The following is a 24,945-nucleotide window of genomic DNA, read 5'->3' on the forward strand; positions in this document are numbered from 1 at the left end:
CGACTCGTTTCATCACAGAGAGTCGTCACCATGGCCCAAGAGAACAGTCCCACCGAATCCCTCCAGTTGAACCTGGGGTCGCTGCGCAGCGCGATGTCGCTGACCCTGCACACCCACCATGCGTCGCGGATCTGGCATGGCCGCGCACCCGCCGAAGGCAGGCCCGGCATCATCGGCCTCAACGGCTTCGTCTCCATCATGAACAAGCTCAAGCGGGGGGCCGAGCAGGACGACCCCTATTCGGACTGGTGGATGCTGCGTGTCGAAGACAAGCTGTCCACCACCAAAGAGCAGCTCCAAACCCTGCGCCAGCAGGTGGATCAGGCACTGGCTGGCGTGCCGCCGGCGTTGAGCCTGGGCGAGAACCTCAACGTTCAGCCGGTCAAGCTGCCGCTGTTCGTGTCCTCGCAGTTGGGCTTCATGGCGGTGTATCTGCTGGCCGACTACGACGACCTGGCCCGGCGTCTGATCCTCGCCCACCACACCGCACTGATCGATCGCTCGACGCTCGAACGCTGGCTCAACGATGGTGCGCACTCGTTGCGCAGCCTGTTCTCGCTGGCGCAGCAGTACCGGTACTCCGGCACCACGCGCGACGACTTCGCCGCGAAGAATGCCGCAGCGCGGGCGGCGCTGGAGAAGTACGGTGAATTGCCCCAGGACGTGCTCGAAGGCACCCGGCTCAGCCGCTTCGCGCCGCCGATCGCCCGCCGTGGTCTGCAGCAGCGCAGCACCCCCGAAGCCGAACCAGCCGGCGAACCGGATGCTGCGGCAGACCCCGCCGAAGCGGCCTCATCCGACGAGGGCGAATCAGCATGACAGTACGCGAACCGAACCAACGCCGGTACTTCCAGCCACTGGAACAGGCGGACTTCATCCCGTTGGAACACTCAGGCTATCTAAAAGGCTTTTTAAAACCTTTTAAGAGTAAAGGGGATCTCGAAATCTGGGCCAGCCAGTGTCACGCGCTCAGGGATCAGTTGATCGACTTGGCGCAACAGCGCGTGTTGGCGCAGGCGCGAGGCTATCCCTTCCGTCTGCTGTCCGTGGAACTGGCCCAGCAACGTACTGGCGCAGGCACGACCTTTCTGCGCTGGCGCAGGCACGACCGCTCGGCCATGGGTGTCGCCCTGTGGCAGGAGACCATGGCTTCCACGGCCACGCCTGTGAACCTGCTGGAGGATCTGCTCGACCTGGAACAGCAGCGCATCACGCTGAATATGCAAATCAGTCTGCTGCACACCCTCGGTCGGCAAGCCCTGGAGTGCGCCAGCAAGATGGCCCAGGCCGAAGACGCATACCTGCGCCGGGTCGAAGCACTCGCCCGCGCCGGCGGTTCCCAGCGAGGGCCATCGGCATGACCACAGCACCGACACACGACTGCCCAGACCAGCACCAGGCTGGCTTCAACCACACGGAGACCCCGTCATGAGCACCAATTTCATCAACGAAGGCAACATCGGCTCCGCGCCGGAGTTCCACGAGTACCCGAACGGCAACGAAGAGCCCAGGCGCGTGCTGCGCTTGAACGTGTACTTCGACAACCCGATTCCGGGCAAGGACGGCTACGAGGATCGTGGCGGCTTCTGGCGTCCGGTTGATTGGTGGCACCGCGACGCGGAGCACTTCGCCACCCTGTTCCAGAAGGGTATGCGCGTGGTGGTGCTGGGTCGCGAGGAGCGCGACGACTGGACCGACGAGCAGAACAATCCGCGCACCACCTATCGCATCAATGCGCGCGGTGTCGGCATCTTGCCGTACCGCATTGAGGCGGTCACGCTCAGCCCGAAGCAGGCCGCCGCGGAACCGTCGCCTCCGTCCGAATGAACGCTTCCACCAGGGGCGGTCCTGCTCAGGCCCGCCCCGTTTTTTCCGACCTCCGGCCAGCGAGGTTCCACTAACGTCCAGCGATTTTCGCGCGCCTCGCGCAAGAAGCTCCCGCACATCGACGCTCCGCACGTTCAGCGTACCCCGCCGGAAATACCACCATTTCCGCGATCAAAGCGGGTGACGACATATTCACCTTGTTTGCGGCCAATCCTGCGTGGTCCGCACATGCTGCTGCCCAGATACATCGAAAAAGTGATTCGGATGGACGGGTATGCGGCTATTTCTCTGCGAGAAGCCTTCGCAAGGCAAGGACATCGGGCGCATTTTGGGTGCGAAGCAGCGCGGTGACGGCTGCCTCAACGGCCCTGGCGTCACCGTGACGTGGTGCATTGGTCACCTGATCGAAGCCGCACCACCGGAAGCCTATGACGCACAGCTCAAACGCTGGACGATCGAGCAGCTTCCCATCATCCCTACGCACTGGCGGGTGGAGGTCAAACCGAAAACCGCCTCGCAATTCAAAGTCGTCAAGGGGCTATTGGCCAAGGCGACCGAACTGGTCATCGCTACGGACGCGGATCGCGAAGGCGAGCTGATCGCACGAGAGATCATCGACCTCTGTGGCTATCGTGGCCCCATTCAACGGCTGTGGCTGTCTGCACTGAACGACGCCTCGATCCGCGCCGCACTCGACAAGCTGAAGCCCTCGGACGACACGCTGCCCATGTACCACTCGGCGCTGGCCCGCTCCAGGGCGGATTGGCTGGTGGGGATGAACCTGAGCCGCCTGTTCACTCTTCTGGGGCGTCAGGCCGGCTATGACGGCGTGCTGTCTGTCGGACGTGTGCAGACGCCCACACTCAAGCTGGTGGTCGATCGCGACCGCGAGATTGCGGCATTCGTCTCTGTGCCGTTCTGGTCCATCGAGGTGGCGCTGTTCTGCACGGGCCAGACATTTACCGCGCAGTGGCTGCCGCCATCGACCAGTACCGACGATGCAGACCGCTGCTTGCAGGAGCCGGTCGCTCAGCAGGCGGCGCAGCGCATTCGCGCCGCCGGTGCCGCCCAGGTGATCTCGGTCGAGACCGAACGCATGCGCGAGGGCGCGCCGCTGCCGTTCGACCTCGGGACACTGCAAGAGGTCTGTTCCAAGCAATTCGGCCTCGATGTCCAGGAAACGCTGGAGATCGCGCAATCCCTATACGAGACGCACAAAGCGACCACCTATCCACGCAGCGACTCGGGCTATCTTCCCGAAAGCATGCACGCCGAAGCACCGACGGTGCTCGACAGCCTGCTCAAGACCGACCCGAGCCTGCGCCCGATCATCGACCAGCTCGATTGCGCCCAGCACTCGCGCGCCTGGAACGATGCGAAGGTCAGCGCCCACCACGGCATCATTCCCACGCTCGAACCCGCCAACCTGTCCGCGATGAGCGAGAAAGAATCGCTCGTCTATCGCCTGGTTCGCTCCCACTACCTCGCACAGTTTCTTCCGCCGCATGAATTCGACCGTACGACGGCAAGACTCTCTTGCGACGACCAGACACTACAGGCCGTGGGCAAGCAGGTGGTCGTGCCGGGCTGGCGCCTGGTGCTGGCCGAGCCACAGACCGACGAAGCCGGTGATGGCGCAGCCCCTCGCAGCCAGGTTCTACCCACCCTGCAACAAGGGTTGGCGTGCCAGGTGGCCGGGGTCGATCTCAAGGCACTCAAGACCCTGCCGCCGCGCCCGTTCACCCAGGGCGAGCTGGTGAAAGCCATGAAAGGCGTCGCCAAGCTGGTGTCCGACCCGCGCCTGAAGCAGAAACTGAAAGACACCGTGGGCATCGGCACCGAAGCGACCCGCGCCAACATCATCAGTGGCCTGCTGGGCCGTGGCTACCTGCTCAAGAAGAACCGGGCCATTCGCGCTTCCGACGCCGCCTTCACGCTGGTCGATACCGTACCCGCCGCGATTGCCGACCCCGGCACAACTGCGGTGTGGGAGCAGGCTCTCGACATGATCGAGAGCGGACAGCTCACGCTCGATACCTTCGTCGCCAAACAGGCGGCCTGGATCACACAGTTGGTTGCCCAGTACCGGGGTGCTTCTCTGTCCATCAAGACTCCCCAGGGGCCACCTTGCCCGCAGTGCGGCGGCGCGACGCGCCAGCGTAGCGGCAAGAACGGTTCATTCTGGTCCTGCGCCAAATACCCCGATTGCAAGGGAACGCTGCCCATCGAATCAGGCAAGCGTGCGGCGCCGCGCAAGCGCCGCGGCGGCTCCAAAGCCTCCTGAGAGGCAACAAACCCTGTCGTCACGTTGGCCGACCTCGGTCGCGTGACCATCGCCCCGCAGCCCTGCGAGGCTCCCAGCACGCGATACCTTCTCTTGCGGTGTGCGCGCCCCTTCCCCTGGGGCGAGAAGGCATTGTTCCTCGAATCACGCACTCGCGGATTCCCTCAGTCAGCCACAGTTCCGCCCGCTGCGAAGGGTCTCCTGATGCCTTGCCTGTCCAGGCAGGTCGAGGCATCAGGAGACCCTTCGGGGTTGGCAGTATTCGACACCGGCGCCCACCGGTGAAAAGAACGGGCTCCCTTTGTGCGCGGATGTGCGCCAGATGATGCCGACCCCAGCCACGACAAGGGTCGGGTGAATGCTGAGACAGCGAACGGTTCCACCGACGACCGCATCCTGCATCAGTACACGGGTGGTTTCCTCCTCCGAGCCGAAGGCGGCAAGCCTTCGGCGTTTTTTCTCCTGCCTATCCGCCATGACGACCCGGCAATTCCGCCCCGGTCGCACGAACAGGAGACACCCGCATGAACCCTCAACCACAACCCGCTGCACTGCGCTACGGCAGTGTCTGCAGCGGCATCGAAGCTGCGAGCCTCGCCTGGGAACCGCTCGGCCTGGAAGCCGCCTGGTTCTCTGAAATCGACCCCTTTGCCTGTGCCGTGCTCGCGCACCGCTATCCGGCAGTGCCAAACCTGGGCGACATGACGCGGATCGCCAGCGAGATCCGCGCCGGCCGTGTCGAGGCTCCCGACATCCTGGTCGGCGGCCCCCCGTGCCAGGCGTTCAGCGTCGCCGGCAACCGCCAGGGACTCACTGACCCGCGCGGCGCACTCACCCTCAACTATGTGGAGCTTGCCAATGCCATCGACCAAAGCCGCCTCGAATCCCGCCAGCCGCACGCCACGCTCGTCTTTGAAAACGTCCCGGGCATCCTCAGCGACCGTTCCAATGCCTTCGGCTGCCTGCTGGGCGCACTGGCCGGAGAAAGCCGTCCGCTCCAGCCGCCAGGGGAAAAATGGACGCACGCAGGTTGTGTGTCTGGCCCCCAACGCCGCGTTGCCTGGCGTGTGCTCGATGCTCAATATTTCGGTGTCGCCCAGCGCCGCCGTCGTGTGTTTCTTGTGGCAAGTGGTGGAGACAACTTCGATCCCGCCGAAGTACTTTTTGAGCGCGAAGGCCTGCGCGGGGATTCTTCGCCGGGCTTCGCGCCGTGGCAAGACGCTGCCCTCGCTGCTGGATATGGCCCTGCGCCAGCAGGCGATTACGGCGGATTGAACTCGCCTTACGGCAAGGTCACGGTGACGTTCGGGTTCGGCGGAGGCAACACCGCCGGCCCCATCGACGTTGCAGCCTGCCTGACCGCCGCACCCGGTCCGAAGAATGACTTCGAGGTCGAAACCTTCCTGACGCAATCGGTCGCCGGCGGCATCAGCCACACGCTGAGCACTGCAAACGGCGGCAAGGGCAGCAGCGAGGACGGCACCGGCAAGGGCGTGCCGATCATCGCCTTCACCGCCCAGGGTTACGGCGCGGATGCGACGGTGGAACTGGCACCGACCCTGCGCGCAGGCGGATATTGCACCAGCCATGCGAATGCCGGGGTGGTGCCAGCGATCGCCTTCGCGGAGAACTCGCGCGGCGAGCTACGCTTTGCGTCCGGCCACGGCCAGATCGCCGGTGCGCTCTCCACCGGTGGCGGCAAACCCGGTCAGGGTCATCCGATGGTGCTGAGCGTCGCACTGCGCGGTCGCGCCGAAGGACTGGCCGCAGAGCTGGGCAACGGCGTATCACCGGCCTTGCGGGCAAGCTGTGGCGGCGCCGACAAGGGACATGTCCTGGTGTCCGGATGTGAGGCCCATTTCCGCTACGACCTGAGTGATCCCGATGCCGGAGGCTGGCCACGCTGGCAGGTGCGCCGGCTCATGCCGGTCGAGTGTGAGCGCCTGCAAGGCATGCCCGACGGCTGGACGCAGGTGCCGTACCGCGGCAAGCCCGCAGCCGATGCACCGCGCTACAAGGCCATCGGAAACTCTATGGCGGTGCCGTGCATGGCCTGGCTGGGCCAGCGCCTGCTGCAGACCCTGGACAACGCGGGGCGCACGACTGCGTATTGATGGGCGACACCCCGCAACGGCAGGCGCATCGTCGGGCCTGCATCGCTGATTCGTCAGCCGTTGCCAGCAGCCAGGGTCGTACAGGCTGCGTCGCGGACCCTCCGCACCGACCTACCTTGTCCGCATCGCATCGTGCCGCGGACACGCGCCCACCCCGGGCGTCGATGCCGCTTCTCCCTCGGGCCGACCGGCCCATTCCTGTTCCTACCGGCATCCGCCAGCCCCGTGCCCCGTCGCACTGGGCCGCGTTGCGCCTGGCCGGTGCAAACCATCATCCAAGGAGTCATCTCATGAGAACCCTTCGTCTCAAGACCAATCAGCACAGCCTCATCGCCAATCTGCGCCATGCGTTCAACCAGAGCTCGATGCTGGGCGAACTGCTGCAGAACGCCCGCCGCGCCCAGGCCAGCGCGATCCACATCACGGTGAACCAGGACAGCCTGAACATCACCGACGACGGCATCGGTATCACCGACCTCCAGACCCTGATCTTCATCGCCGAATCCGGCTGGGATCAGCAACTCAAGGCACGCGAGAACGCCTTTGGACTCGGTGTGCTCTCAACCTTGTACTTTGCCGAGACGCTGACGGTGCATTCGCGCGACAAGCTGTTCAGCGCGCGAACCGACGAGATCATTGCCGGCAAGCCGATCAAGGAGGTCATCGCAGATTTCCACCTGGAAGGCACCGCCATCCACCTCGAAGGTGTCAAGCCGGTGCAGGCCGGACAGGATCTGCCGACCTGGGTGGAGCACGAGCTTCAGCGCCTGTGCGAAGCCTTTCCGGTGCCGGTCTGGCTCAACGGCGTCGAAGTGCCGCGCCCGCTGGCGAAGCCCGATCTGCACTGGCGCGAGACGCCCATGGGCAAGGTCTTGATCAATCTGTCCGGTACGCGCACGCAGTGGCACTGCTTCCTTCAGGGACTGCCCATCGGCGGACGACCTATCGACAGGCTGCCCACAAGCCAGCAACGCCAGATCATCCTGCTACCTGACCACACGCTGGCGAAGCTCCCGGATCGGCAGCACCTGCTGAACGAGACGGAAGATCACCCGCGCATCCAGGCTGCGGTCGACCAGGCCTATCGCGAGGCACTGATCGAGAAGAAGCAGGCGCTCACCGCCAGCGACTTCATTACGCACTACGCGCATGTCTGCCTCAACTCGTCAAACGCTGACCTGCTCAACGACGTGCCCTTTGTTCCTCTGGCCTGGTTCCGGGACTGGGACGAAGAGCCGGCTGGCTATCGGCAGTACTGGCGGCGTTATCTGGACGGAAACGGCGTGATCGCCCGACAGGCCCTGGAAGTGCTGGGGGTCTGGCAGATCGAGACCGACGACGAAACCGCACCGACCGCCGAGATCTATCTGGAAGCGGCCAAGGCGTTTGTGCTCGACGAGCCCGGTCTGGATGATGGCCACTGGCTCAAGCATCTGGTCAGAGTTGTCAGCCCTGAGCAGGTTCGCGTCAGCACTGGCGCCACCTTGCATCGGGAAGCCGATCCCGGACTTGCCGACTACGAGGTGGAACTGGAATTGGTCGACACCCTGCGTGTCGGGCTGGAGGGCCATCCCGGGGCGGTGGAGTATGCAGTGGAGGCCGTGCGCAAGGAGCACACGCTCTACCTGACCCCCTCGGCGGGGGCCAGAACCGGGCTGGTGTCCGACTATGTGTTCGACGATCGCTACGATGAGGACCGTGAGGACGAGGACGCACGACGGATCGAAACCTTCATCGCCGTAGGCTGCTCGCCATCGGCCGATCGCGTAGTCCAGGCGCTGCTGCCGTATACGCTGCGCCACGGCGTGCAACCCAAGCTGGCTGGCGCCACCGTGCAGTTGGTCTTCGACGACACCGGAAAATTGCAGGCGGTCACCGCCTGAGACCGGTGCCATTTCTACCTCTGCGCCCCCGATCCCGGGGGCGTTTCTTCTTCCTGCGAACCGATGCAAGACCCGCTCGCACTACGGGTGCAGACGAATCCGGCTGCGCTGATTTCCCGTTTCCGAATGACGCAGGCGGTACCGGAGCCGATGCTGGCATCCGCTGTTGCCGGCGTTGTCGGCGATTCGCCAGCAGCCAGGGTTTCAAGGCTGCCGTGAAGCCCGCTCCATGCCACCCGCCAGTTCGCCGTCGCATCGCTCGGGCGAACGCTGCCCATGCGGGCATCGATGCCTCTTTCTCCAACTCACGGGATGAGCGCTTCGTCCCGCTGGGGCGTGGCGCTTCCCGATTGATCCCAAGGAATGTCCATGGAAACCATCACCACCCAAGACCGCATCACCCTGAAACACCTCAAGGTCGCGGATTTCGCCAGCGAAGAGACGTTTTGCTTCAACGCCACCGTGCTGTTCGATGGTGTCGCCATCGCCGAGGCTCGCAACGACGGGCATGGCGGTTCCACCTTCATCCGGTCACTTGACGGCCAGGTTGCAAAGTTGGCCGAAGCCGAGGCCTTCGCCAGGAGCCTGCCCCCCGATACGCTGGAGGGCGGCATCTCCGGCGAGGACGACGATCCGCTGGTCATCGACATCACACTCGACTACCTGGTCGATCATCTGGCCGAGGCACAGCATGCCGAGCGCAAGCTGCGTACCGCCTACGCCCGCGACATTGCCAACAAGGTGCTGTTCATCAAGAACGGGAAGCTCTTGTTCCTGAAAGGCATCAAGCTCAAAACCATCGCCGACCGCGCCGGGTACTTCGCGGCGCTGCGCGCACGGCAGGAAACCCCCATCGTCATCCTGGCCGAGCTGCCGCCGGACGAGGCTTTCGCCTTGTGGAAGCAGCACGTCCTGGGCGGCGAATCGTCCTGACGCCGGCTTTTCGAGCCTCCACCGCCTCGCAATTCGCGAGGCTTTTTTTCGCCTATCAATCGGGGCACCCCGGATTTCCATTTGCGCATGACGCCAGCCCGGCGCTGGCGGAATCTGCCCGCATGTGTCGCTGACCTCGTCAGCACCATGCCAGCAGCCAGGGTTTCAGGCTGCCGCGGGATTTCTCTCCCGTGCAACCCGCACCAGTCCGCCATCGCATCGAGTCAGTCCGCGGACGCGCGCCCTCCAGGCGCCGATGCCGATTCATCCACCGCCAGCGGGAGCTGCCATCCCGTCAGGGGCCGGGCCGCCTCGCTTCTTAAAGGAGTCCGTCCATGTTCCAGCAAAGCCCATTCGGCCATTTGGCCCTGATCTACGCAGGCAAACGCCTGCCCCTCGAAGTGCTTCACAGCGCGGCAGGCCACTACATCGGCACGCGCGACATCGAAGGCCCGGTGTCCCGCGAGTCGACCGAGTACTTCCGCAGTTCGGCAGCAGCCCAGCGAGCCCTCGACCGAGGCGGCTGGACCCAGTTGCCCAATCCCTGATCCCACCCGTGAGGAAACCGTCATGAATCAGCTTCTGCCAGCCGATGTCGTCGATCAGATCATGCGTGAAGAGCGCCACTTTGCGAGTGCGCCCGACGCCTTTTTCCAGGCCTGGAAGCGTGGTGCGGAAATCGCCGGCCCCGAGTGGTTTGGCGATGGCACTCGCGAAGGCCTACGCAGCGCCGCCAGCAAGTGGGACTTGCGCCCGAACCTGTTGATGCTCAACGACGCCCTCGGCGTTCTGAGCGGCGGGCAGCGCATGTTCCTGTCCGCGATGGTGAGCTTTTACAACGCCCGCGAGGGCGCTGCGATGCTCAAGCGCTGCGGCTTCGAGGGGCTTGCCGATCTCGGCGGCCTGGATCTGGAACGCCGTCAGGTCATCGCCGACCTGGTACTCAACTACAGCGGCTGGTAGGTCGAAACGACCGGTCACCGCCATTTTCTCAACCCCCAGCGAGGGACATCCGTCCCTTCGGGATGGTGTCCCTCCATTCATCTCAATGGAGCGACCCATGTCCCGAAACCCATCCTTTGCCGTTGTCCTCGAAGGTGGCCTGGTCCAGGCCATCGTCGTGCAGGACTGGCCCGGTCATCTTCCGCTGCCACCATTCGCGGTGGTGGATTACAACACCGAAGGCGCGGCCGACGACGAGATCGTCCGTTTCGACATCGGTAATACCGAAGCCGAAGCCCTGTGCCGCAGCGACACGCCCACGGTGTTCGAGTCCCTGCCGGATGCGCTGTCACCACGGATCGTGCTTGCCGCGCTGGACGGGCCTGTCCAGGACGACATGCCCGAACCGCTGGCTCTGGCCCGCAGCGTGCGGCAAAGCATCCTCGATCTGGATGCCCGGATCAACGCCAGCGAACAGGCTCCCACGGGCGACGACTACAACGCGTTCTATGTCCTGGCCAACTGCGGCCTGATCGAACTGCTGAAGTCCCTGGGTGACCCCACCGACTTCGGCGAATAGCGATTTTCCACCTTTGCCCGAAGCCACGGTTTCGGGTTCATCCCCGCGGATGCCATGTCCGCTGGGACTGGCTCCGCTTCACCAACCACAGGAGCCATCCCATGGCAAACAACTACTACGACGCCACCGGCGTCCTCGTGCTCGACCAGGTCACCCCGGTGATTACCGCACTGTTCGGCGGTATGAAGCTGGATGCCTCATACGCCGGTAACGGCGAGGTCTACATCGCCCAGATCGCCGAAGACAGCGGCGCGCATTGGGACGATATCTGCGAAGACCTCGTTGCACTGGCCGAATCGCTGGGGCTGTCCGTGCCCAGCGAGGATGTTCCCACGATGGACGACGTTCTGGCCGTGCTTTCCAGGCATTTCGGCACCGACCAGGACGAAGATCTGCAGCACCTGATCGAACACCATCGTTTCGAGGACAACTCGGATCTCGACGCGCTGTTCCTGATCGCCACGCGACTCGACGATGGTCACGGCCTCAAGGAGATTCGCTTCGAGGGTTGCTGGTATTGCAGCAAACCACGCCTCTTCAACTTCGGCGGTGACGGTTCTTTCATCAGCCGCGAGTTCTCGGCCTTCGGTGCCTCCGGTCAGGTGCTCGATCTCGGCAACCGTATCCGGCAAGCCCTTCTGATTCAGGATCTGGAGGCTGCGGCCAATCTGTTCGCCCGGGAAACGCAACGCCTGCTCGTCGGCATCGCCGACGAGACGCGGCGACAGCAGTTGCAACACCGTCTGTCTGAACTGCTGCGCGGATAGATCGCAACACGACTTTTGATTCGTACCGGTGCCGCCTGCCGGCACCACTTCCTTTCCCATTGGGGTCGATCCCCGATGGGGGTTGGCCCTATGCCTATTCTCATCGGAGAATCAAGTCATGGAAAATCCAGCCAATCCCTTTGCCCGCGGCTATTATGGTTTCGAGATTCGGCGTGTCGCCGTCATCAGTTACGACGATCGCCACCCGCAAACCTTTTTGCCGCTGCATTCATCGCAGGCCCATCTGCCGGACGACAAGGTCGCCTACCACGCGTGCATCTTCAACGATGATTTCGCGATGATGACCGACGGCCAGGCAGTACCACCCGAGATCGATACGCTGTGCTTCGGCAGCGGCACCGTCCAGGCCGTATTCCACGGTATCTGGGGTCGAACCGTCCAGGGCTCATTCGTTCATATCGGCGACTGCACGACGCTGGAGTCGGCCCAGGGTGTGATCCGCAATCTGCAGTTCGAGACGGGTGTCTACAGCCGTGCCTGGGAGATCAGCACAGCCCACATCACCGAAGCATCAGGCCGCTATCTGTGTGAACTGGCGGATATCGCCACCCCGAGCGGGTTTCTGTTCGTTGCCTTCCGCATTCCGTACAGCCCAGCCGTCGGCATCAAGCTGATCGCCACGCCCTGGACGGATGAGAACCTGATGTACGTCGAAGGCATCACCGCTGAGCAACTGCGTCAGGAACACCTGTCCAAGGGCATGCCCGAGGATCTGGCCGACGTACTGGCACTGGCCGGACGGGCTGATGTCAGGATGCTGGTGTTCGATGCCGACGCCGGCGCGCTGGACGGCCTGACCGTTTTTGAAGAAGAGGACGATACACCCAGCTGACCGGGCGTTTCCTGTCCATCCAAGCCCCTCCGATTTGAGGGGCTTTTTTCTGCCTCGGAAATGCGGTGCAAGCCGGTTCGGTTTATCGAAGGCCGGGTCGGATGGACTCTGCCATCCTGCCGCCATGTTCGCTGGCGTAGCCGGCAACATCCCAGGCGGTCAAGGCCATCGAGACCGCGGCATGCCGATGGCGTGCAGGCTTTCATCCATCCCCGGACGCACGGCGTCCTTCCATTCCACCCACTTGGGACAACCCGTCCCTTGTGGCCGGGAAGTCCCGTTTTTCTGGAGATTTCCCCATGGATCATCAACTCGTTCGTCAGCAACTCCCGACGCTGGTCTCCGGCCATGTGCCGTCCAATGCCCGCGGCTTCAAGTTCGCCATCTTCGACGGCGAGCCCAAGGTATCGTCCCTGGGCTTCCACATCGATCCCAAACCGTTCGAGGGCAAGGTCGTTGCCAGAACGGATGATGCCATCGTCGTCAAGACCGGGCGCACCCAGTTCATGGTGCTCGACCGGACGCTCGTCACCGAGGAACCGGAAGAAGGTGCCAAGGTGCAGGTCGAGCCTTATGCCAGACGCCGCTTCGACGGCCTGCGGGCAGATACCCCCGACCCCGAGGAGCGTACCGAGTACACCTCCGACGGCCAGCCCTACACGATGCAGACCTTCGTGCTCGGCTCAGCCCCGGCGAAACTGCCGATCCCGGAGCCGCGCTGCCTGGAACTGCAACAGCTCATCGAACAGTTGGAGACGCTGCCGGCACCCGATGGCTACCGGCGCATCACGCACCTGCTGGTCGATGCCGGTGCATGCGACTTCACCTGGGTCGATCCACTGCCCAAGGACATCATCGCCACGCCGCCGGCCATCAGCTTCAACGTGGCCACGGCGAAATTCGAGGGGCGCGTCACCGTGCTGTACGAACGGGGCAACGACCTTTACGCGGTGGAACTGCACCGCGGCGGTGAGCTGATCGAGCGCGTGGACGAGGTGTTCTTCGATTACCTCGGCAACACGCTGGAACGCCTGATCGACGACGGCAGTTGGCGTCAGATCCGCGTCAGCACCGTGCAGAAACCGGCACGGCGCACGCCGCGGTCGGTGGCTGCATGAGCACGCGGGATGTGGACGGCATCTGGGTGATCTATTCGCCCAACGAGTCGGCCCTCCACGACGGCGCTGGTTACTGGAGCAACACGCTGGGCTGGGTCGAGCTCGGCCGGGCCACGCGCTTCAGCACCGAGCAGGCATGTTCGGTGGCCTTGCCGCTGGCGACCGGCCATGACGCCCGCTTCGTCACCTTGTGCGAGGCGAGCCGCCACCACGGCTGATCCCGTTGGCGGCATTTCGTCTTTTCCGTACCGCTTCGTCGGTGCATTCATCCACCACGGAACAGCCCCGGAAACTGGCCTCGCGCCAGTGTCCGGGGCTGCGCCTATCCGCTGGGAGACCTCTCATGACCGTACGTTTCAAAGGCGCAGATCTGCGTGCCGTTCTTGCCGAAGCCGTCGCCAACCGGTGCCGGATCATCCTGGTCAAGGATCAGGGCGTTTACTTCCTTGCCGAGCATGGCGAACGCCGGCCCGATGGCCGCCAGAAGCTGATCGCCTATGCGATCGGCTGCAACCCGGATGTCGATCCGTTCGACACCTGGTGGGATCGGGCACGCGCCGAGTTCGGCGGTGACGATTTCGGGGAATTTCTGGACGTTGGGGATGGCGTGTTCATGCACGTACTCAACAGCCAGGACGACCTGGAAGTATCTGCCACGACCACGCATCTGTCGTTTCAGGCCGTACCTGCCACACCGGCAGGACACTGAACCCTCCACAGCCCCCGCTTGCGGGGGCTTGCCATTTACGGCACCCCGGCCCCTGTCACACCCCCCGAACTTGCCACACATCAGAACGACCGCCCGACCTCGCCGGGGAGGCCCGCCGCGATTACGGCGATTGAATACGGTCAGGCGACATTACCCATTCCCGATGGTGCGCGACACCGCGCGGTGTGAGGCTTCCCCCATGCTTGCTGACGTCGTCAGCGCATGCCAGGCAACCATCGGTCTTCGAGGTTGCGGCGCGGCACCCGTCGCGTGACCGAGCCAGTTCGCATCGCATCCCTTCGTGCGAACGACCACCGGCCTGCCGGTGGTGGATGCACCTTGCTAGTCCTTTCGCCTTATCAACCCATCGCGGGGTTACACACCCCCGCGCAGTCGGGTCAGGTGTGTCTCCGCTCCATTCTCATTGGAGATTCACCATGACCAATACAACTTCCAACGCCAAGAGCTATTTCGATCTTCATACCGAGGGCTACGGCCGCCTGCAGCGTGTCCGAGAGGTTCCCGTTCGTGGCGGTCGCCGTGCGCAGCCGTTCCTGGCTTGCACCGTGGCAGCACTCGTCGGGTCCGCCAAAGACCCCATCACCCGCTATTTCGACGTAAAAGTCTCCGGTGCCGAGGCCAAGAAACTGGTCGAGGGCTACATCGGCGTCGATGACCCGAAGCAGCGTCCGCTGGTCAAGTTCCGGATCGGCGACCTGTGGGGCGATGCCTACATTCGCACCAGTGGCGACCACAAGGGCGATCCGGCGGCCAGCCTCAAGGGCCGACTGCTGAAGGCCGAGCTGATCGATCGTGCCGAACTGGCGCAGCTCGAACAGTTCGAGCTGGTCACCCGCGGCATCGGTTATCTCAACCGTCCGCGCGAGGTCACGCCGAAAGATGGCGATCCGTTCCTGTCGTGCTCCATCGGGGCGCTGGCCGGCCCGGTCGATGAGCCGGACTACCGGTACATCAACACCATCGTCACCACGGCGGACGCCCAGCATCTGGTACGCCGCTGCGTGCAGGCCATCGAGGCCGAACGCAAGATATTGATCGCCTTCCGCCTCAACGATATGAAGGCCGATCCGTATCTCCGCACCAAGGGCGAGCGCGCCGGTGAGCCGGCAGCGAGTCTGGAATCCAAGCTGATCCACATCGGCCTGGTCAAGATCGATGGCCAGCAGGTCTATCCGGCCGCCGCACCGGCACCCGTCTCCGAGGACGTTTCCGCGACCGAGGATGCGGACGCCGCCGAAGGCACCGTCGAGGCGCCGGCCACCGAGCCCGTCCAGAACGAGCCGGTGACGGCACCCGAGGCCGAGGAACCCGCACTCGCGGCTTCCTTCTGATCCGTCCCGCAAGGCCCCTTTCCGGGGCCTTGTTCCTTCACCCCCGCAGTCCGTCACCCGCATTGGTGACGACGGCTGCATGACTGATCATAGGAGATTCGCCATGGCTACAGCAGCCGTTCATTCCGATCCACCCCTTATCGTCCGCGGACAGCTCGCCATTCGCACCATCCCGGGCCGCAACGGACGGTTCACGGTCGGTCGCCTCACGACCCGCCTTGGACTGTTCCATGTCAAAGACCCGGAGCTGGAGCAGTATCCGGAAGGAAAGTACGAGGGCGAGTTCGTCATCCGCTACATCTATCCGAAGGCCTATCCGGTCGGCGACGGCATGCGTTTCGAGATCCGCGCCAACCTGGACGGCATGACCCTGTCGGGCATCGACAAGCTGAGCAAGGCCGAGGCTCGCGCCTTCGCCGCGCAGGACGTCGATCCGCTCGATGAAGAGACGGGTACGCCACCGGCAGCAACGCCGGCAGCAGCCGAGAAGTCCAAGAAGCCCAAGCCGGCGTCCGCGCCCGTGCAGGCATCGAAAGACCCACTGATCGACACCACGCCATTTGGCGTCGATACGCCGTCCGCTACCGCAGCCGCCTCTGGCGGTCCCGAGAGCGACGACGCGGCGCTGTTCGGCATCCTCTGGCCGTTGGAAGAGTCGGTGAAGCTCGACTCGACCATCGATCGCCGCACGCTGCGCCTGCAGATCGCGCGGCTCAACCAGTTGGGCTACGCCTTCGACGCGACAGCCCAGCAATGGAACCTGAAGCTCGAACCGCAGGCAGCCTGATCGTCCCGCCGCATCCGCGGTGTTCTTCACCACCCGCCGGGGTTCCTTCCCCGTCCGGGGGAGGACTCCGGCTTCATTCTGGAGATCTCCATCATGTCCACCATCGCTTGCGATACCCCCTCACAGTCCACTGCGGATACCCGCTCTGCGCTGGATGAACCCGCATGGCAGGCCGTCTGCGAGACGGCAGCCGCACAGGCCCAAAAGGGTTGCGGACTGTCTTACGACCACTACGTCGAACTCTTCAGTTTCGAGGTTGACCGGCAGCTCTGTCGGTTGCCCGAGGATCAGCGCGCACAAGCTCTGCAAATCGCGGCGCAGGAATGGGATTACGCAACACCTGCCGAAAGGCAGGAAACCCGGGACTGGAACGCCGAGAACGGCTACTGCACGCATGGAATCACGTTAGGTTGCTGCCCGGCTGGTTGCGGTTCGTAGTTCGCACCAGTTTTTCTCACCGCATCTGCGAGCCATTTCACTCACCCGCCGGGCCCGTCCCGATGGGGAGGCTCCCGGCTCTCAATCGAGGAGCTTCACCATGAGTCGGCACTACTTCGACACACTCCACAAGGGATTTCCCATCACTGTCATGCTCGGCTGGGACCGACCGATGGATTACTTCTTCCTGGTCATCGAGAAGCCAGCCGAATTGATCGACAACACCATGAAGGTCGAGAGCGACGACTTCTTGTACAGCAATCTGCATGAGCGCGATCCGTTCAACCATGACCTGGATTACTACCATGAGGTCTTGCGCCATTTTCGGATTGCCGTGCCGGAAAGCATGTTCATCGAGGTTCAGCGTGACCGCGAAAGCTATACCGGTAACCGTGTAGCCAAGCATCAGACCGACGGTTCGTTCACCGAACGGGAGCTCTGAGTCGTCCGCGTTCGTTCATCCCCACCGGGGCAGTCACTGCCCCTGCGGGTGGTGCTGCCTCAACTTTCATGAGGACACCACCATGCACCCTTCATCCAATGTCACACCTTCGCTGTACCGCATCGACGAATGCGGAGATGTCATGGCCGATGCCTGCGTCTGCGGTGAGGACGGCGACCTGGTCTTTCTGTCGGTCTGGGCGCGGGACACTGCGATCCAGCAGTTCCTCGCCAGGCTCACGTTGGGCCGAGCCGAGGACGGACTGGATCAGTTCCATCTCATCACCGATCAGGGCGGCTCCATGCCCGTGTTCGTTCCCTCGGTCGAGCGCCTGGAAAAGCGCCTGACCCGCAGTTATCGCCGCACCCTGTTCGGGTCGCTCGTCAATCTCTGGCTGTTCGACCGACGCTGCGTCCGGCCGGACAAGTCCACCACCAGTGCGCTGGCCCTGCTGCCGCGCACGGCGGCTGATCCCACTTCGCGCCTCTGGCTGCTCGTCAAGGAGACGTGCCCGCTACCTCTGCTGGATCACTGGCAGGAGACGGTGATGGCACTGCTGCGAGACCGCGACATGCTCCGCGACCTGCCAGTGACCCTCGGGCCGCTGCAGGGATTCCGTCTGGGGCTGGACGCGCCGGCGCTCACCGAAGCGCTGGGCAGCCTGATCCGCCAAGGCGTGCTGACCGCCCATCCGGCTTCGCAGCCGGCGATCGCTCAACGGTCGCTGGAAGCGGTGGCCTGACCCTCGGCGGGTGCGTGTAACCCGCACGCACCCGCTGTCCTTCATCCCCGCCACAGGAGAATTCTCATGGCACTCATGTTCCCGCGGCTTGCCCGCAATTTCGTCAAGGCCGGCTACTTTCCGACCGACGAACCCACGCTCGAACGAGCACTCAGCGCATTGGCGCCCGGCGACGGGCCGATGTGCATTCTCGATCCTTGTGCAGGCGAAGGTGTCGCCATCGCGGAGGCCGCGCACGCCCTCGGGCGTGATGAGGTCACCGCCTATGCGGTGGAGTTCGATCAGGAGCGCGCCAACCATGCGCGTCTGCTCGTCGATCACTGCATCCAGGGCGACCTGATGGACACCCTGATCGCACGCCAGAGCTTCGGTTTGCTGTGGCTCAACCCGCCATACGGGGATCTGTCCAAGGATGTGAACGGCAATATCGGCTACGACGGCAAGGGTCGCGCGCGGCTGGAAAAACTGTTCTACCAGAGGACGCTGCAACTGCTGCAGTACGACGGCATTCTGGTGTTCATCGTCCCAAGCTACACGCTCGACCAGGAGCTGGTCGGCTGGCTCACACGGCACTTTGCCGATCTGCGCATCTACCGAGCGGTGGACACGCAGTTCAAGCAGGTGGTCGTGTTCGGTCGCCGGGTTCGCCAGCGTGAACTGGTGGGCGATGAGGTCAAGAATGTTCGTGCCCGCCTGTTGCAGATCGGGCAAGGCGATCTGGAAGCGGAGGAACTGCCGCCCACGTGGCCGTCGCTTCCGTATGTGGCTCCCGCCGCCCAGCACGAGCCGGAGCACTTCTACCGTCTGAGCATGGAGCCGGCGCAGTTCGCCGACGAAGTGCAGCGCCTGCATGGCCTGTGGCCGTCGTTCGAGACCCATCTGGGCGCGGCCCAGCAGTCTTTGCGCCGTCCGGCGCGCGCATTGTCCCAATGGCACCTGGCACTGGCCCTTGCGGCCGGGGCGATCTCCGGTGTCGTGCAATCACAGAACGGTCGCACTCTGGCCGTGAAGGGCGACACCTACAAGCAGAAGGCGACGACCACCGAATATCGCGAACGCGATGACGGTTCGATCGCGGAGACACGCATCCTCACCGACAAGTTTGTCCCCGTGATCCGTGCCTGGGACTTGTCCCCGGACTCGGCCACCCTCGGCCGGATTCTCACCATCCACTGATCCAACCGAACGCCAGTTCGTTTCATCCACCCACCGGGGTCCATGTCGCCCCGATGGGGACGCCATGGTCCCTTTTTTCATCGAAGGAGCTATCACCATGGCAGCAGTAATGTCCATCAGCGCGGCCCCCAATCTGCGCTTCTCGCCCGGCGCGACGGTCATGACCGTCGGCGTCGCCAGTCTGGTCGAACAGGGACGCCTCAACCCGAGTCCGTACCTGTGCCGTCACCTCAGTGCCGACTGGGGTGATCTCGACGAACACGACCGGCAACAAAACGATGCCGCGTTGAAGTCGGGCGAGGCCCGGCTGTTTTCCTCCTATCAGATCGCACCCGATCTGAAGCTCTGGATCATCACCGAGTGGGATCGCAGCGTCACCACGCTGCTGTTGCCCAGCGAGTACTGATCCATCCAGGGCGGCTGCACGCCGTCCTTCCACCTTCAACCCCCAGGGGCATTTCACCGCCCCTGGGGGCGGTGCGTGCCCCATTTTTCTATGGAGCATCACCATGCACACGCAAACCCTCGAAGCGGCTCCCGCCGCACCAACCCCGTCCATCATGGGCGATCTGCTCGACCCTGCGGATACCGAACTGTCGTTCAGCCTGCAGGACTTCGTCACGGAGTTCGGCGACGAACTGCTGGACTCGTTGAACCGGGCCAACCCGCCGGTCTACAGCGGAGTGCCCCGTGCCAACCGCCAGCTCGTCCTCGCCAGCCTCAAGCGGCAGTTGTTTCCCGCCCAGGCCGAGGTCGTCCATGCGGCTGCCGAACTGCTCGTCAATCAGGGCGAGCGCGCGGCGATCGTCAATGGCGAAATGGGTACGGGCAAAACCACCGTCGGCATCGCGCTGGCGGCGGTGCTCAACGCGGAAGGCTATCGCCGCACGCTCGTTCTCAGCCCGCCTCATCTGGTCTACAAATGGCGGCGCGAAATCCTCGAAACCGTCGCCGGTGCGAAAGTCTGGGTGCTCAATGGCCCGGACACTTTGCTCAAGCTCATCAAGCTGCGCGAGCAGTTGAACGTGCCGGCAGAGGGGCAGGAGTTCTTCATCATCGGCCGGGTTCGGATGCGGATGGGATTCCACTGGAAACCCGCTTTCGCCCGCAAACGCACCCGTCACGGTCTGGTCGGCGCCTGCCCGCATTGCGGAACGGTGGTCACCGACCTCGACGGCGAGCCGGTCAATCCTCTGGAGCTGGAGGCGGAAGAAATCCGCCGCAAGTGCAACGCTTGCAATGGCGCACTCTGGACGCTGGTTCGCCCGCGAACCCTGTCCGGCAGCGATCAGTCCTCGGCGGTGCTGCGCGCCCTGAAAAGAATCCCGACCATCGGCGAGGCTACGGCCAACAAGCTGATGAAGACCTTCGGCGATTCGTTTCTCGCGTCGATGCTCGGCGACAACCTGCACAACTTCATCAACCTGATGGACGACCGCGGGGAGTTGGTGTTTTCCGACCGGCAGGCGCAGCGCATGGAACGCGCCATGTCTTCGATGGAGTTCGGCTTCGGAGAAGGCGGTTATCAACCCTCGGAATACGTGAAGCGGTATCTGCCGCAAAGCACCTTCGACCTGCTCATCGCCGATGAAGCCCACGAATACAAAACGGGCGGATCGGCGCAGGGCCAGGCGATGGGAGTCATCGCGGCCAAGGTTCGCAAGACCTTGCTGCTGACCGGCACTCTCATGGGCGGTTACGCCGATGATTTGTTCCATCTGCTGTTCCGGGCCTTGCCCGGGAGGATGATCGAAGACGGCTACCGTCCGAGCGCCAGCGGCAGCATGAATGCCGCCGCGATGGCGTTCATGAGAGATCACGGTGTCTTGCGGGACATCTACTCGGAGAGCGACGGGCCGGCCCACAAGACCGCCAAAGGCTCGAAGGTCACCGTCAGAACCGTCAAAGCCCCAGGGTTCGGGCCGAAGGGCGTGCTCAGATGCGTGTTGCCATACACGATTTTCCTCAAGCTCAAGGATATCGGCGGCGTCCTGCCACCGTATGACGAAGAGTTCAGGGAAGTGGCCATGGATACTGAGCAGGCCGATACCTATCGCAACCTGGCCGCTAACCTGACCCAGGCACTCAAGGAGGCCCTGCGCAAGCGGGATACCACCTTGCTGGGTGTGGTGCTCAATGTGCTGTTGGCGTGGAGTGACTGCTGCTTCCGAGCGGAAACCGTGCGTCATCCGCGCACACGCGAGGTGTTGGCCTTCACGCCGGCCCAGTTCAATGAGTTGGCGCTGATGCCCAAGGAACGTGAGCTGATCGATATCTGCCGCGAAGAGAAAGAGGCGGGTCGCAAGACGTTGGTCTACTCGGTCTATACCGGTACGCGGGACACCACGAGCCGGTTGAAGATGCTGCTGGAGCAGGAAGGTTTCAAAGTGGCGGTATTGCGCGCAAGCGTCGATGCCAGCCGCCGAGAAGACTGGATCGCCGAGCAGTTGGACCGCGGGATCGATATCCTCATCACGAATCCGGAACTGGTGAAAACCGGCCTGGATTTGCTGGAGTTCCCCACGATTGTCTTTATGCAGTCAGGGTGGAACATCTACACGCTGCAACAAGCCGCGCGCCGGTCATGGCGTATCGGCCAGAAGCAGTATGTGAAGGTGATCTACCTGGGGTACGCGGCCACGTCGCAGATGACGTGCCTTGCCCTGATGGCGAAGAAAATCCTCGTCTCGCAGAGCACATCCGGCGACGTCCCGGAATCCGGGCTGGACGTGCTCAACCAGGACGGCGACTCGATCGAGGTCGCCCTGGCTCGGCAACTCGTCGCGGCCTGATGTTCCTCCCCATGCCGGCGTCCTTCGGGGCGCCGGCTTTTTTTCCTTCAAAACGGGGCAAATCATGATGCGCATTGTTTGCTGATCGGAATGTCGTCCACGGCGAAGGTATCGGCTCATCGACATCGAGAGCCGAACCATGCCAGCAACCCAACTTCCACGGCGCCTGGCCGGCAGCAGTCTGCTGATCGCCGCCATGTTGAGCGGCGGCTGCGCCACTACCGCCGTACCGACCGCCGATCCTCCTGTCGAGGAGGCCGATGTCGCGCCACAGGCGCCCGAACTGATTCCGGTGGTGCGCTACGGTCGCTACACGCTCGTAGAGCTTGCCCCCACTGCCGCCCAGCGTGACCTGCTGCTGCAGGTCATCGACGTGGCGATACCAGCGGATGCGCGGGCAACGGTGGGCGATGGCCTGCGCCACGCGCTCCGGCGCAGCGGCTATCAGCTTTGCGAGAGCGCCGATGCGGTGATCGAACTGTATTCGCTGCCGCTGCCGGCAGCGCACCTGCATCTGGGACCGATGACACTGCGCGATGCGCTGCTCACGCTCGCCGGGCCGGCCTGGGACGTGCAGGTCGATGACCGGGCGCGCCAGGTTTGCTTCGTACCTGCCGGCAAGCCTTGCGCAGATCCCGAGATCGACATGCTGCCGGTGACTTCGCCAGCGCAGGCCTTTCCCATCGCCGACGGAGGCCAGCCATGAGCGCAACGACCCATGTGTCGCGCTCACGCGCGGCATTCGTGCTGTACCTGCTGCTGTGGGCCTGGATGGTGGGCTTGAGCGCACTGGTGCTCGTCAACTTCCGTGCCGCTGGCGATCTGGCCGACCAGAATCAACTCGATTCGGCCTTGCGCCAACTGCAAGTGCTCGAAGGTCGCATCGGCGAGCTCGCCGACGACCTGCAGGCGCAGCAAGCCCGCCCGGAAGCGGCGACCACGGCAGCGTTGCAGGACACCCGCCAGCACCTAGAAGCCGAGATCATCCGGCTCGAACAGTCGCTGACTGGTTTCACCACCGAGGCCGATCTGCAGGCGTTGCATGCCGACATCGAGCAGCTCAAGGCGCAGCGTCAGGCGTCCGCGCGCGCACCCGTAGCGCCTCGTCCCGCCAGGGCGACGGCGACACCGGCACCGGAGCCGTTTCCCTTTCGCGTGATCGGTGCGGAGCTGCGCGCCGGACAGCGTGCCGTCGCCATTGCCCCCACTACCGAGCCGTTCTCGGCCGGACAGATCCAGGTGCTGCTGCCCGGCGAGCATGCCGGCCGCTGGCAGTTGCAGACCCTCGACGGCAACACCGCCGTGTTCCAGGCCGGCGACCAGACGCGCCGGCTGGCGATTCCTTGATCGGGAGGCGCTATGCAACGTCGCACACTGTCCATGCTGTTCCTGCTGGCCGCGTTAAGCGCGCCGGCCTTTGCGCAGCAGTCCGCCACCCAGGTGACGCCCGCACAGCCTTCCCGTGTCGCGCAGAGCCAGGTTGACCAGGCAGACAATGAACGCCTGGCGCAGGACTGGGGCCTGAGCGGCGACGAATGGGGACGCTACCGCGAGCTGATGGAGGGGCCGTTGGGCATCCATTCGCCCAACCTCGACCCGCTCACCGCGCTGGGCATCGAAGCGCGGTCGGACGAAGAGCGGCGGCGCTACGCCGAGTTGCAAGTGCAGGTCGAAGCGCGCCGGGTGGAGAAGTTATTGGCGTACCAGCGTGCATACGACGAAGCCTGGCAACGCCTGCACCCTGATGCCCAGCGGGTGAATCTGCCAGATGCGCTGCCGGGAGACGGCGTACTGACCGGCAGTGGCCGCACCGCCGTGTTCGTTCGGGACGGCTGCGTGCCGTGTGCCCAGATCGTGCAGCGCCTGCAAACGGCAGGTGCCGAGTTCGACGTATACATGGTGGGCAGCCGCCAGGACGACGCCCGCATTCGCGCGTGGGCCAGGCAGTCACGGATCGACCCGGCACGCGTGCGTAGCGGATCGATCACGCTCAATCATGACGGTGGCCGCTGGCTGGCGCTGGGTCTGTCCGGTGAGCTGCCTGCGGTGGTGCGTCAGGTGGATGGCCAATGGCAGCGCCAGCCCTGATGCCGGGGTGGCCGTGCTGCGTGCTGCTGGCCGCCGTGTTGGCGACCGGGCCGGTTCAGGCCCAGGAGATTCCACCTCCGGCCTACCAGTTGGCGGCCCAGCGCGCCGACATTCCTTCGACGGTGCTCTATGCCGTGGCGCTACAGGAGAGCGGCGTGCGCCGGGGTGGTCGCATCGTGCCGTGGCCCTGGTCGCTCAACGTCGCCGGGCAGTCGCGCCGCTACGCCTCGCGCGCACAGGCGTGTGCGGGTGTGCGCCAGGCACTGCGCGAGGTGCCGCCTACGCGCATCGACGTGGGGCTGGGCCAGATCAATCTCGGCTACCACCCGCACCGCTACCGCCAGCCCTGCGATCTGCTCGATCCCTACGACAACCTGCGCATCGCCGCCGACATCCTGAAGGAGCAACACACGCCCGGAGAGGACTGGCTGCTGGCCGTCGGGCGCTACCACCGACCGGCTGGCGGCGCACCGGCGGCACGCTACCGGCGCAGCGTTTCACAACACCTTCAGCGCGTGCTCGGCCCGCAACAGGCTGCCGCACACGCACCTCGCCAGGAGAACAGCCGATGATCCCCTCCATCCGGGCCGCGCACGGCCTTCTTGTCGTGATGCTCGCCACCGTGCCGATGAGCGCGGTGCGCGCCACACCGCCCCTGATCGTGGTCGAGGATCGCGGCGGCGCGTCCGCGCTACCGTACTACGAAGCGCTCGACCTGCAACCGCGCGCCACGAACCAGCCGCTCCCCTCCATCGTCATTCCCGAGGCACCGACCGCCACCGTCGATGAGACGGCCATGCTGCCGGTGCGCAGCGCCAGGCTCACGCCGGGAACGGTTGCACGCCGCGTCATCGAGGCGCCCGGACTGCAACCATTCTTCCTGGTCGGTGACGACGCGGCCTCGCAGTCCTGGTTGCGCCAGCACGCCGATACGCTGAGCGAACGCAACGCCTGGGGGCTGGTGGTCAATGTCGAGACGGCCCAGGCACTGGCCCAAATGCGCGCGCTCGCGCCCGGCCTGAACCTGTCGCCGGTATCCGCCGACGACCTGGCCGAGCGCCTGGGTCTGCGGCATTACCCGGTGCTGGTGACCGCCACCGGTATCGAGCAGTGACGCC

The 24,945-nt window shown here is 64.2% G+C and carries 28 protein-coding genes; all 28 read left to right on the forward strand.

Annotated elements, in window-relative coordinates:
* Nucleotides 1-30 precede the first annotated feature (30 nt).
* The 28 genes from LG409_RS12110 to LG409_RS12245 all read left to right on the forward strand — a co-directional run bounded on the left by LG409_RS12110 (nucleotide 31) and on the right by LG409_RS12245 (nucleotide 24,941).
* Nucleotides 31-819, forward strand: a complete 789-nt coding sequence (locus LG409_RS12110; protein WP_227406741.1) for a PFL_4669 family integrating conjugative element protein — start codon at nucleotides 31-33, stop codon at nucleotides 817-819.
* Complete coding sequence (locus tag LG409_RS12115; RefSeq protein ID WP_227406742.1) at nucleotides 816-1,361, forward strand: DUF3158 family protein; 546 nt, start codon at nucleotides 816-818, stop codon at nucleotides 1,359-1,361. Before LG409_RS12110 ends, LG409_RS12115 begins: the two co-directional genes overlap by 4 nt.
* Before the next feature lie 67 nt (nucleotides 1,362-1,428).
* Nucleotides 1,429-1,827, forward strand: coding sequence for a single-stranded DNA-binding protein (locus LG409_RS12120; protein WP_227406743.1), 399 nt, complete (start codon nucleotides 1,429-1,431; stop codon nucleotides 1,825-1,827).
* A gap of 274 nt (nucleotides 1,828-2,101) precedes the next feature.
* Nucleotides 2,102-4,111, forward strand: coding sequence for a DNA topoisomerase III (locus LG409_RS12125; RefSeq protein WP_227406744.1), 2,010 nt, complete (start codon nucleotides 2,102-2,104; stop codon nucleotides 4,109-4,111).
* A 524-nt stretch (nucleotides 4,112-4,635) separates the two neighbouring features.
* Nucleotides 4,636-6,225, forward strand: a complete 1,590-nt coding sequence (locus tag LG409_RS12130) for a DNA cytosine methyltransferase (protein ID WP_227406745.1) — start codon at nucleotides 4,636-4,638, stop codon at nucleotides 6,223-6,225.
* 290 nt (nucleotides 6,226-6,515) lie between these two features.
* The gene (locus tag LG409_RS12135; protein WP_227406746.1) at nucleotides 6,516-8,108 is read left to right on the forward strand and encodes an ATP-binding protein; all 1,593 of its coding nucleotides are present in this window, start codon (nucleotides 6,516-6,518) and stop codon (nucleotides 8,106-8,108) included.
* A gap of 369 nt (nucleotides 8,109-8,477) precedes the next feature.
* Entirely contained in the window at nucleotides 8,478-9,041 is a 564-nt protein-coding gene (locus LG409_RS12140) for a hypothetical protein (RefSeq protein ID WP_227406747.1), read from the forward strand.
* Between the two features lie 335 nt (nucleotides 9,042-9,376).
* On the forward strand, nucleotides 9,377-9,589 hold the full coding sequence (locus LG409_RS12145) for a hypothetical protein (RefSeq protein WP_227406748.1): 213 nt from the start codon (nucleotides 9,377-9,379) through the stop codon (nucleotides 9,587-9,589).
* A gap of 22 nt (nucleotides 9,590-9,611) precedes the next feature.
* Nucleotides 9,612-10,004: a hypothetical protein gene (locus LG409_RS12150; RefSeq protein ID WP_227406749.1), complete on the forward strand. Its 393-nt coding sequence runs from the start codon at nucleotides 9,612-9,614 to the stop codon at nucleotides 10,002-10,004.
* Nucleotides 10,005-10,101: 97 nt separating this feature from the next.
* Nucleotides 10,102-10,563 (forward strand): hypothetical protein, encoded by a 462-nt coding sequence (locus LG409_RS12155; RefSeq protein ID WP_227406750.1) that lies wholly within the window; start codon nucleotides 10,102-10,104, stop codon nucleotides 10,561-10,563.
* 101 nt (nucleotides 10,564-10,664) lie between these two features.
* Complete coding sequence (locus tag LG409_RS12160; protein WP_227406751.1) at nucleotides 10,665-11,330, forward strand: hypothetical protein; 666 nt, start codon at nucleotides 10,665-10,667, stop codon at nucleotides 11,328-11,330.
* Between the two features lie 118 nt (nucleotides 11,331-11,448).
* Complete coding sequence (locus LG409_RS12165) at nucleotides 11,449-12,183, forward strand: DUF5983 family protein (protein ID WP_227406752.1); 735 nt, start codon at nucleotides 11,449-11,451, stop codon at nucleotides 12,181-12,183.
* A gap of 299 nt (nucleotides 12,184-12,482) precedes the next feature.
* On the forward strand, nucleotides 12,483-13,301 hold the full coding sequence (locus LG409_RS12170) for a GTPase (protein WP_227406753.1): 819 nt from the start codon (nucleotides 12,483-12,485) through the stop codon (nucleotides 13,299-13,301).
* Entirely contained in the window at nucleotides 13,298-13,519 is a 222-nt protein-coding gene (locus LG409_RS12175) for a hypothetical protein (protein ID WP_227406754.1), read from the forward strand. The genes LG409_RS12170 and LG409_RS12175 overlap by 4 nt, the downstream gene beginning before the upstream one ends.
* Nucleotides 13,520-13,644: 125 nt before the next feature.
* Nucleotides 13,645-14,010: a DUF3085 domain-containing protein gene (locus LG409_RS12180; RefSeq protein WP_227406755.1), complete on the forward strand. Its 366-nt coding sequence runs from the start codon at nucleotides 13,645-13,647 to the stop codon at nucleotides 14,008-14,010.
* 437 nt (nucleotides 14,011-14,447) lie between these two features.
* Entirely contained in the window at nucleotides 14,448-15,362 is a 915-nt protein-coding gene (locus LG409_RS12185) for a DUF3577 domain-containing protein (RefSeq protein ID WP_227406756.1), read from the forward strand.
* 103 nt (nucleotides 15,363-15,465) lie between these two features.
* Nucleotides 15,466-16,149 carry a DUF3275 family protein gene (locus LG409_RS12190; RefSeq protein WP_227406757.1) on the forward strand — a complete coding sequence of 228 codons (684 nt, stop codon included), beginning with the start codon at nucleotides 15,466-15,468 and terminating at the stop codon, nucleotides 16,147-16,149.
* Nucleotides 16,150-16,242: 93 nt separating this feature from the next.
* On the forward strand, nucleotides 16,243-16,587 hold the full coding sequence (locus tag LG409_RS12195; protein WP_227406758.1) for a hypothetical protein: 345 nt from the start codon (nucleotides 16,243-16,245) through the stop codon (nucleotides 16,585-16,587).
* A 100-nt stretch (nucleotides 16,588-16,687) separates the two neighbouring features.
* Nucleotides 16,688-17,029: a hypothetical protein gene (locus LG409_RS12200; RefSeq protein WP_227406759.1), complete on the forward strand. Its 342-nt coding sequence runs from the start codon at nucleotides 16,688-16,690 to the stop codon at nucleotides 17,027-17,029.
* An 82-nt stretch (nucleotides 17,030-17,111) separates the two neighbouring features.
* Nucleotides 17,112-17,771: a hypothetical protein gene (locus tag LG409_RS12205; RefSeq protein ID WP_227406760.1), complete on the forward strand. Its 660-nt coding sequence runs from the start codon at nucleotides 17,112-17,114 to the stop codon at nucleotides 17,769-17,771.
* Nucleotides 17,772-17,837: 66 nt separating this feature from the next.
* Nucleotides 17,838-18,947 (forward strand): DUF6094 domain-containing protein, encoded by a 1,110-nt coding sequence (locus tag LG409_RS12210; protein ID WP_227406761.1) that lies wholly within the window; start codon nucleotides 17,838-17,840, stop codon nucleotides 18,945-18,947.
* A gap of 97 nt (nucleotides 18,948-19,044) precedes the next feature.
* The gene (locus LG409_RS12215) at nucleotides 19,045-19,353 is read left to right on the forward strand and encodes a hypothetical protein (RefSeq protein ID WP_033947767.1); all 309 of its coding nucleotides are present in this window, start codon (nucleotides 19,045-19,047) and stop codon (nucleotides 19,351-19,353) included.
* Nucleotides 19,354-19,456: 103 nt separating this feature from the next.
* Complete coding sequence (locus tag LG409_RS12220) at nucleotides 19,457-21,739, forward strand: helicase-related protein (protein ID WP_446719072.1); 2,283 nt, start codon at nucleotides 19,457-19,459, stop codon at nucleotides 21,737-21,739.
* A 139-nt stretch (nucleotides 21,740-21,878) separates the two neighbouring features.
* On the forward strand, nucleotides 21,879-22,445 hold the full coding sequence (gene pilL2, locus LG409_RS12225) for a PFGI-1 class ICE element type IV pilus protein PilL2 (RefSeq protein ID WP_227406762.1): 567 nt from the start codon (nucleotides 21,879-21,881) through the stop codon (nucleotides 22,443-22,445).
* Nucleotides 22,442-23,086 carry a hypothetical protein gene (locus tag LG409_RS12230; protein ID WP_227406763.1) on the forward strand — a complete coding sequence of 215 codons (645 nt, stop codon included), beginning with the start codon at nucleotides 22,442-22,444 and terminating at the stop codon, nucleotides 23,084-23,086. The genes pilL2 and LG409_RS12230 overlap by 4 nt, the downstream gene beginning before the upstream one ends.
* Nucleotides 23,087-23,098: 12 nt before the next feature.
* On the forward strand, nucleotides 23,099-23,827 hold the full coding sequence (locus tag LG409_RS12235; RefSeq protein WP_227406764.1) for a TIGR03759 family integrating conjugative element protein: 729 nt from the start codon (nucleotides 23,099-23,101) through the stop codon (nucleotides 23,825-23,827).
* The gene (locus tag LG409_RS12240) at nucleotides 23,827-24,399 is read left to right on the forward strand and encodes a lytic transglycosylase domain-containing protein (protein WP_446719073.1); all 573 of its coding nucleotides are present in this window, start codon (nucleotides 23,827-23,829) and stop codon (nucleotides 24,397-24,399) included. The genes LG409_RS12235 and LG409_RS12240 overlap by 1 nt, the downstream gene beginning before the upstream one ends.
* Nucleotides 24,396-24,941: an integrating conjugative element protein gene (locus tag LG409_RS12245; RefSeq protein WP_227406766.1), complete on the forward strand. Its 546-nt coding sequence runs from the start codon at nucleotides 24,396-24,398 to the stop codon at nucleotides 24,939-24,941. Before LG409_RS12240 ends, LG409_RS12245 begins: the two co-directional genes overlap by 4 nt.
* Nucleotides 24,942-24,945 lie beyond the last annotated feature (4 nt).

The sequence above is a fragment of the Halomonas sp. NyZ770 genome, from assembly GCF_020616575.1.
In the GTDB taxonomy this organism is placed as follows: domain Bacteria; phylum Pseudomonadota; class Gammaproteobacteria; order Pseudomonadales; family Halomonadaceae; genus Vreelandella; species Vreelandella hamiltonii.

Excerpts from the sequence above, each read along its gene's own strand:
- LG409_RS12130 (WP_227406745.1), top strand. The coding sequence starts at position 4,636 with ATGAACCCTCAACCACAACCCGCTGCACTGCGCTACGGCAGTGTCTGC.
- LG409_RS12195 (WP_227406758.1), top strand. The coding sequence starts at position 16,243 with ATGTCCACCATCGCTTGCGATACCCCCTCACAGTCCACTGCGGATACC.
- LG409_RS12165 (WP_227406752.1), top strand. The coding sequence starts at position 11,449 with ATGGAAAATCCAGCCAATCCCTTTGCCCGCGGCTATTATGGTTTCGAG.
- LG409_RS12170 (WP_227406753.1), top strand. The coding sequence starts at position 12,483 with ATGGATCATCAACTCGTTCGTCAGCAACTCCCGACGCTGGTCTCCGGC.
- LG409_RS12235 (WP_227406764.1), top strand. The coding sequence starts at position 23,099 with ATGCAACGTCGCACACTGTCCATGCTGTTCCTGCTGGCCGCGTTAAGC.
- LG409_RS12160 (WP_227406751.1), top strand. The coding sequence starts at position 10,665 with ATGGCAAACAACTACTACGACGCCACCGGCGTCCTCGTGCTCGACCAG.
- LG409_RS12230 (WP_227406763.1), top strand. The coding sequence starts at position 22,442 with ATGAGCGCAACGACCCATGTGTCGCGCTCACGCGCGGCATTCGTGCTG.
- LG409_RS12245 (WP_227406766.1), top strand. The coding sequence starts at position 24,396 with ATGATCCCCTCCATCCGGGCCGCGCACGGCCTTCTTGTCGTGATGCTC.
- LG409_RS12110 (WP_227406741.1), top strand. The coding sequence starts at position 31 with ATGGCCCAAGAGAACAGTCCCACCGAATCCCTCCAGTTGAACCTGGGG.
- LG409_RS12185 (WP_227406756.1), top strand. The coding sequence starts at position 14,448 with ATGACCAATACAACTTCCAACGCCAAGAGCTATTTCGATCTTCATACC.
- LG409_RS12180 (WP_227406755.1), top strand. The coding sequence starts at position 13,645 with ATGACCGTACGTTTCAAAGGCGCAGATCTGCGTGCCGTTCTTGCCGAA.
- LG409_RS12150 (WP_227406749.1), top strand. The coding sequence starts at position 9,612 with ATGAATCAGCTTCTGCCAGCCGATGTCGTCGATCAGATCATGCGTGAA.
- pilL2 (WP_227406762.1), top strand. The coding sequence starts at position 21,879 with ATGCCAGCAACCCAACTTCCACGGCGCCTGGCCGGCAGCAGTCTGCTG.
- LG409_RS12215 (WP_033947767.1), top strand. The coding sequence starts at position 19,045 with ATGGCAGCAGTAATGTCCATCAGCGCGGCCCCCAATCTGCGCTTCTCG.
- LG409_RS12135 (WP_227406746.1), top strand. The coding sequence starts at position 6,516 with ATGAGAACCCTTCGTCTCAAGACCAATCAGCACAGCCTCATCGCCAAT.
- LG409_RS12205 (WP_227406760.1), top strand. The coding sequence starts at position 17,112 with ATGCACCCTTCATCCAATGTCACACCTTCGCTGTACCGCATCGACGAA.
- LG409_RS12210 (WP_227406761.1), top strand. The coding sequence starts at position 17,838 with ATGGCACTCATGTTCCCGCGGCTTGCCCGCAATTTCGTCAAGGCCGGC.
- LG409_RS12175 (WP_227406754.1), top strand. The coding sequence starts at position 13,298 with ATGAGCACGCGGGATGTGGACGGCATCTGGGTGATCTATTCGCCCAAC.
- LG409_RS12115 (WP_227406742.1), top strand. The coding sequence starts at position 816 with ATGACAGTACGCGAACCGAACCAACGCCGGTACTTCCAGCCACTGGAA.
- LG409_RS12190 (WP_227406757.1), top strand. The coding sequence starts at position 15,466 with ATGGCTACAGCAGCCGTTCATTCCGATCCACCCCTTATCGTCCGCGGA.
- LG409_RS12120 (WP_227406743.1), top strand. The coding sequence starts at position 1,429 with ATGAGCACCAATTTCATCAACGAAGGCAACATCGGCTCCGCGCCGGAG.
- LG409_RS12240 (WP_446719073.1), top strand. The coding sequence starts at position 23,827 with ATGCCGGGGTGGCCGTGCTGCGTGCTGCTGGCCGCCGTGTTGGCGACC.
- LG409_RS12200 (WP_227406759.1), top strand. The coding sequence starts at position 16,688 with ATGAGTCGGCACTACTTCGACACACTCCACAAGGGATTTCCCATCACT.
- LG409_RS12125 (WP_227406744.1), top strand. The coding sequence starts at position 2,102 with ATGCGGCTATTTCTCTGCGAGAAGCCTTCGCAAGGCAAGGACATCGGG.
- LG409_RS12155 (WP_227406750.1), top strand. The coding sequence starts at position 10,102 with ATGTCCCGAAACCCATCCTTTGCCGTTGTCCTCGAAGGTGGCCTGGTC.
- LG409_RS12140 (WP_227406747.1), top strand. The coding sequence starts at position 8,478 with ATGGAAACCATCACCACCCAAGACCGCATCACCCTGAAACACCTCAAG.
- LG409_RS12220 (WP_446719072.1), top strand. The coding sequence starts at position 19,457 with ATGCACACGCAAACCCTCGAAGCGGCTCCCGCCGCACCAACCCCGTCC.
- LG409_RS12145 (WP_227406748.1), top strand. The coding sequence starts at position 9,377 with ATGTTCCAGCAAAGCCCATTCGGCCATTTGGCCCTGATCTACGCAGGC.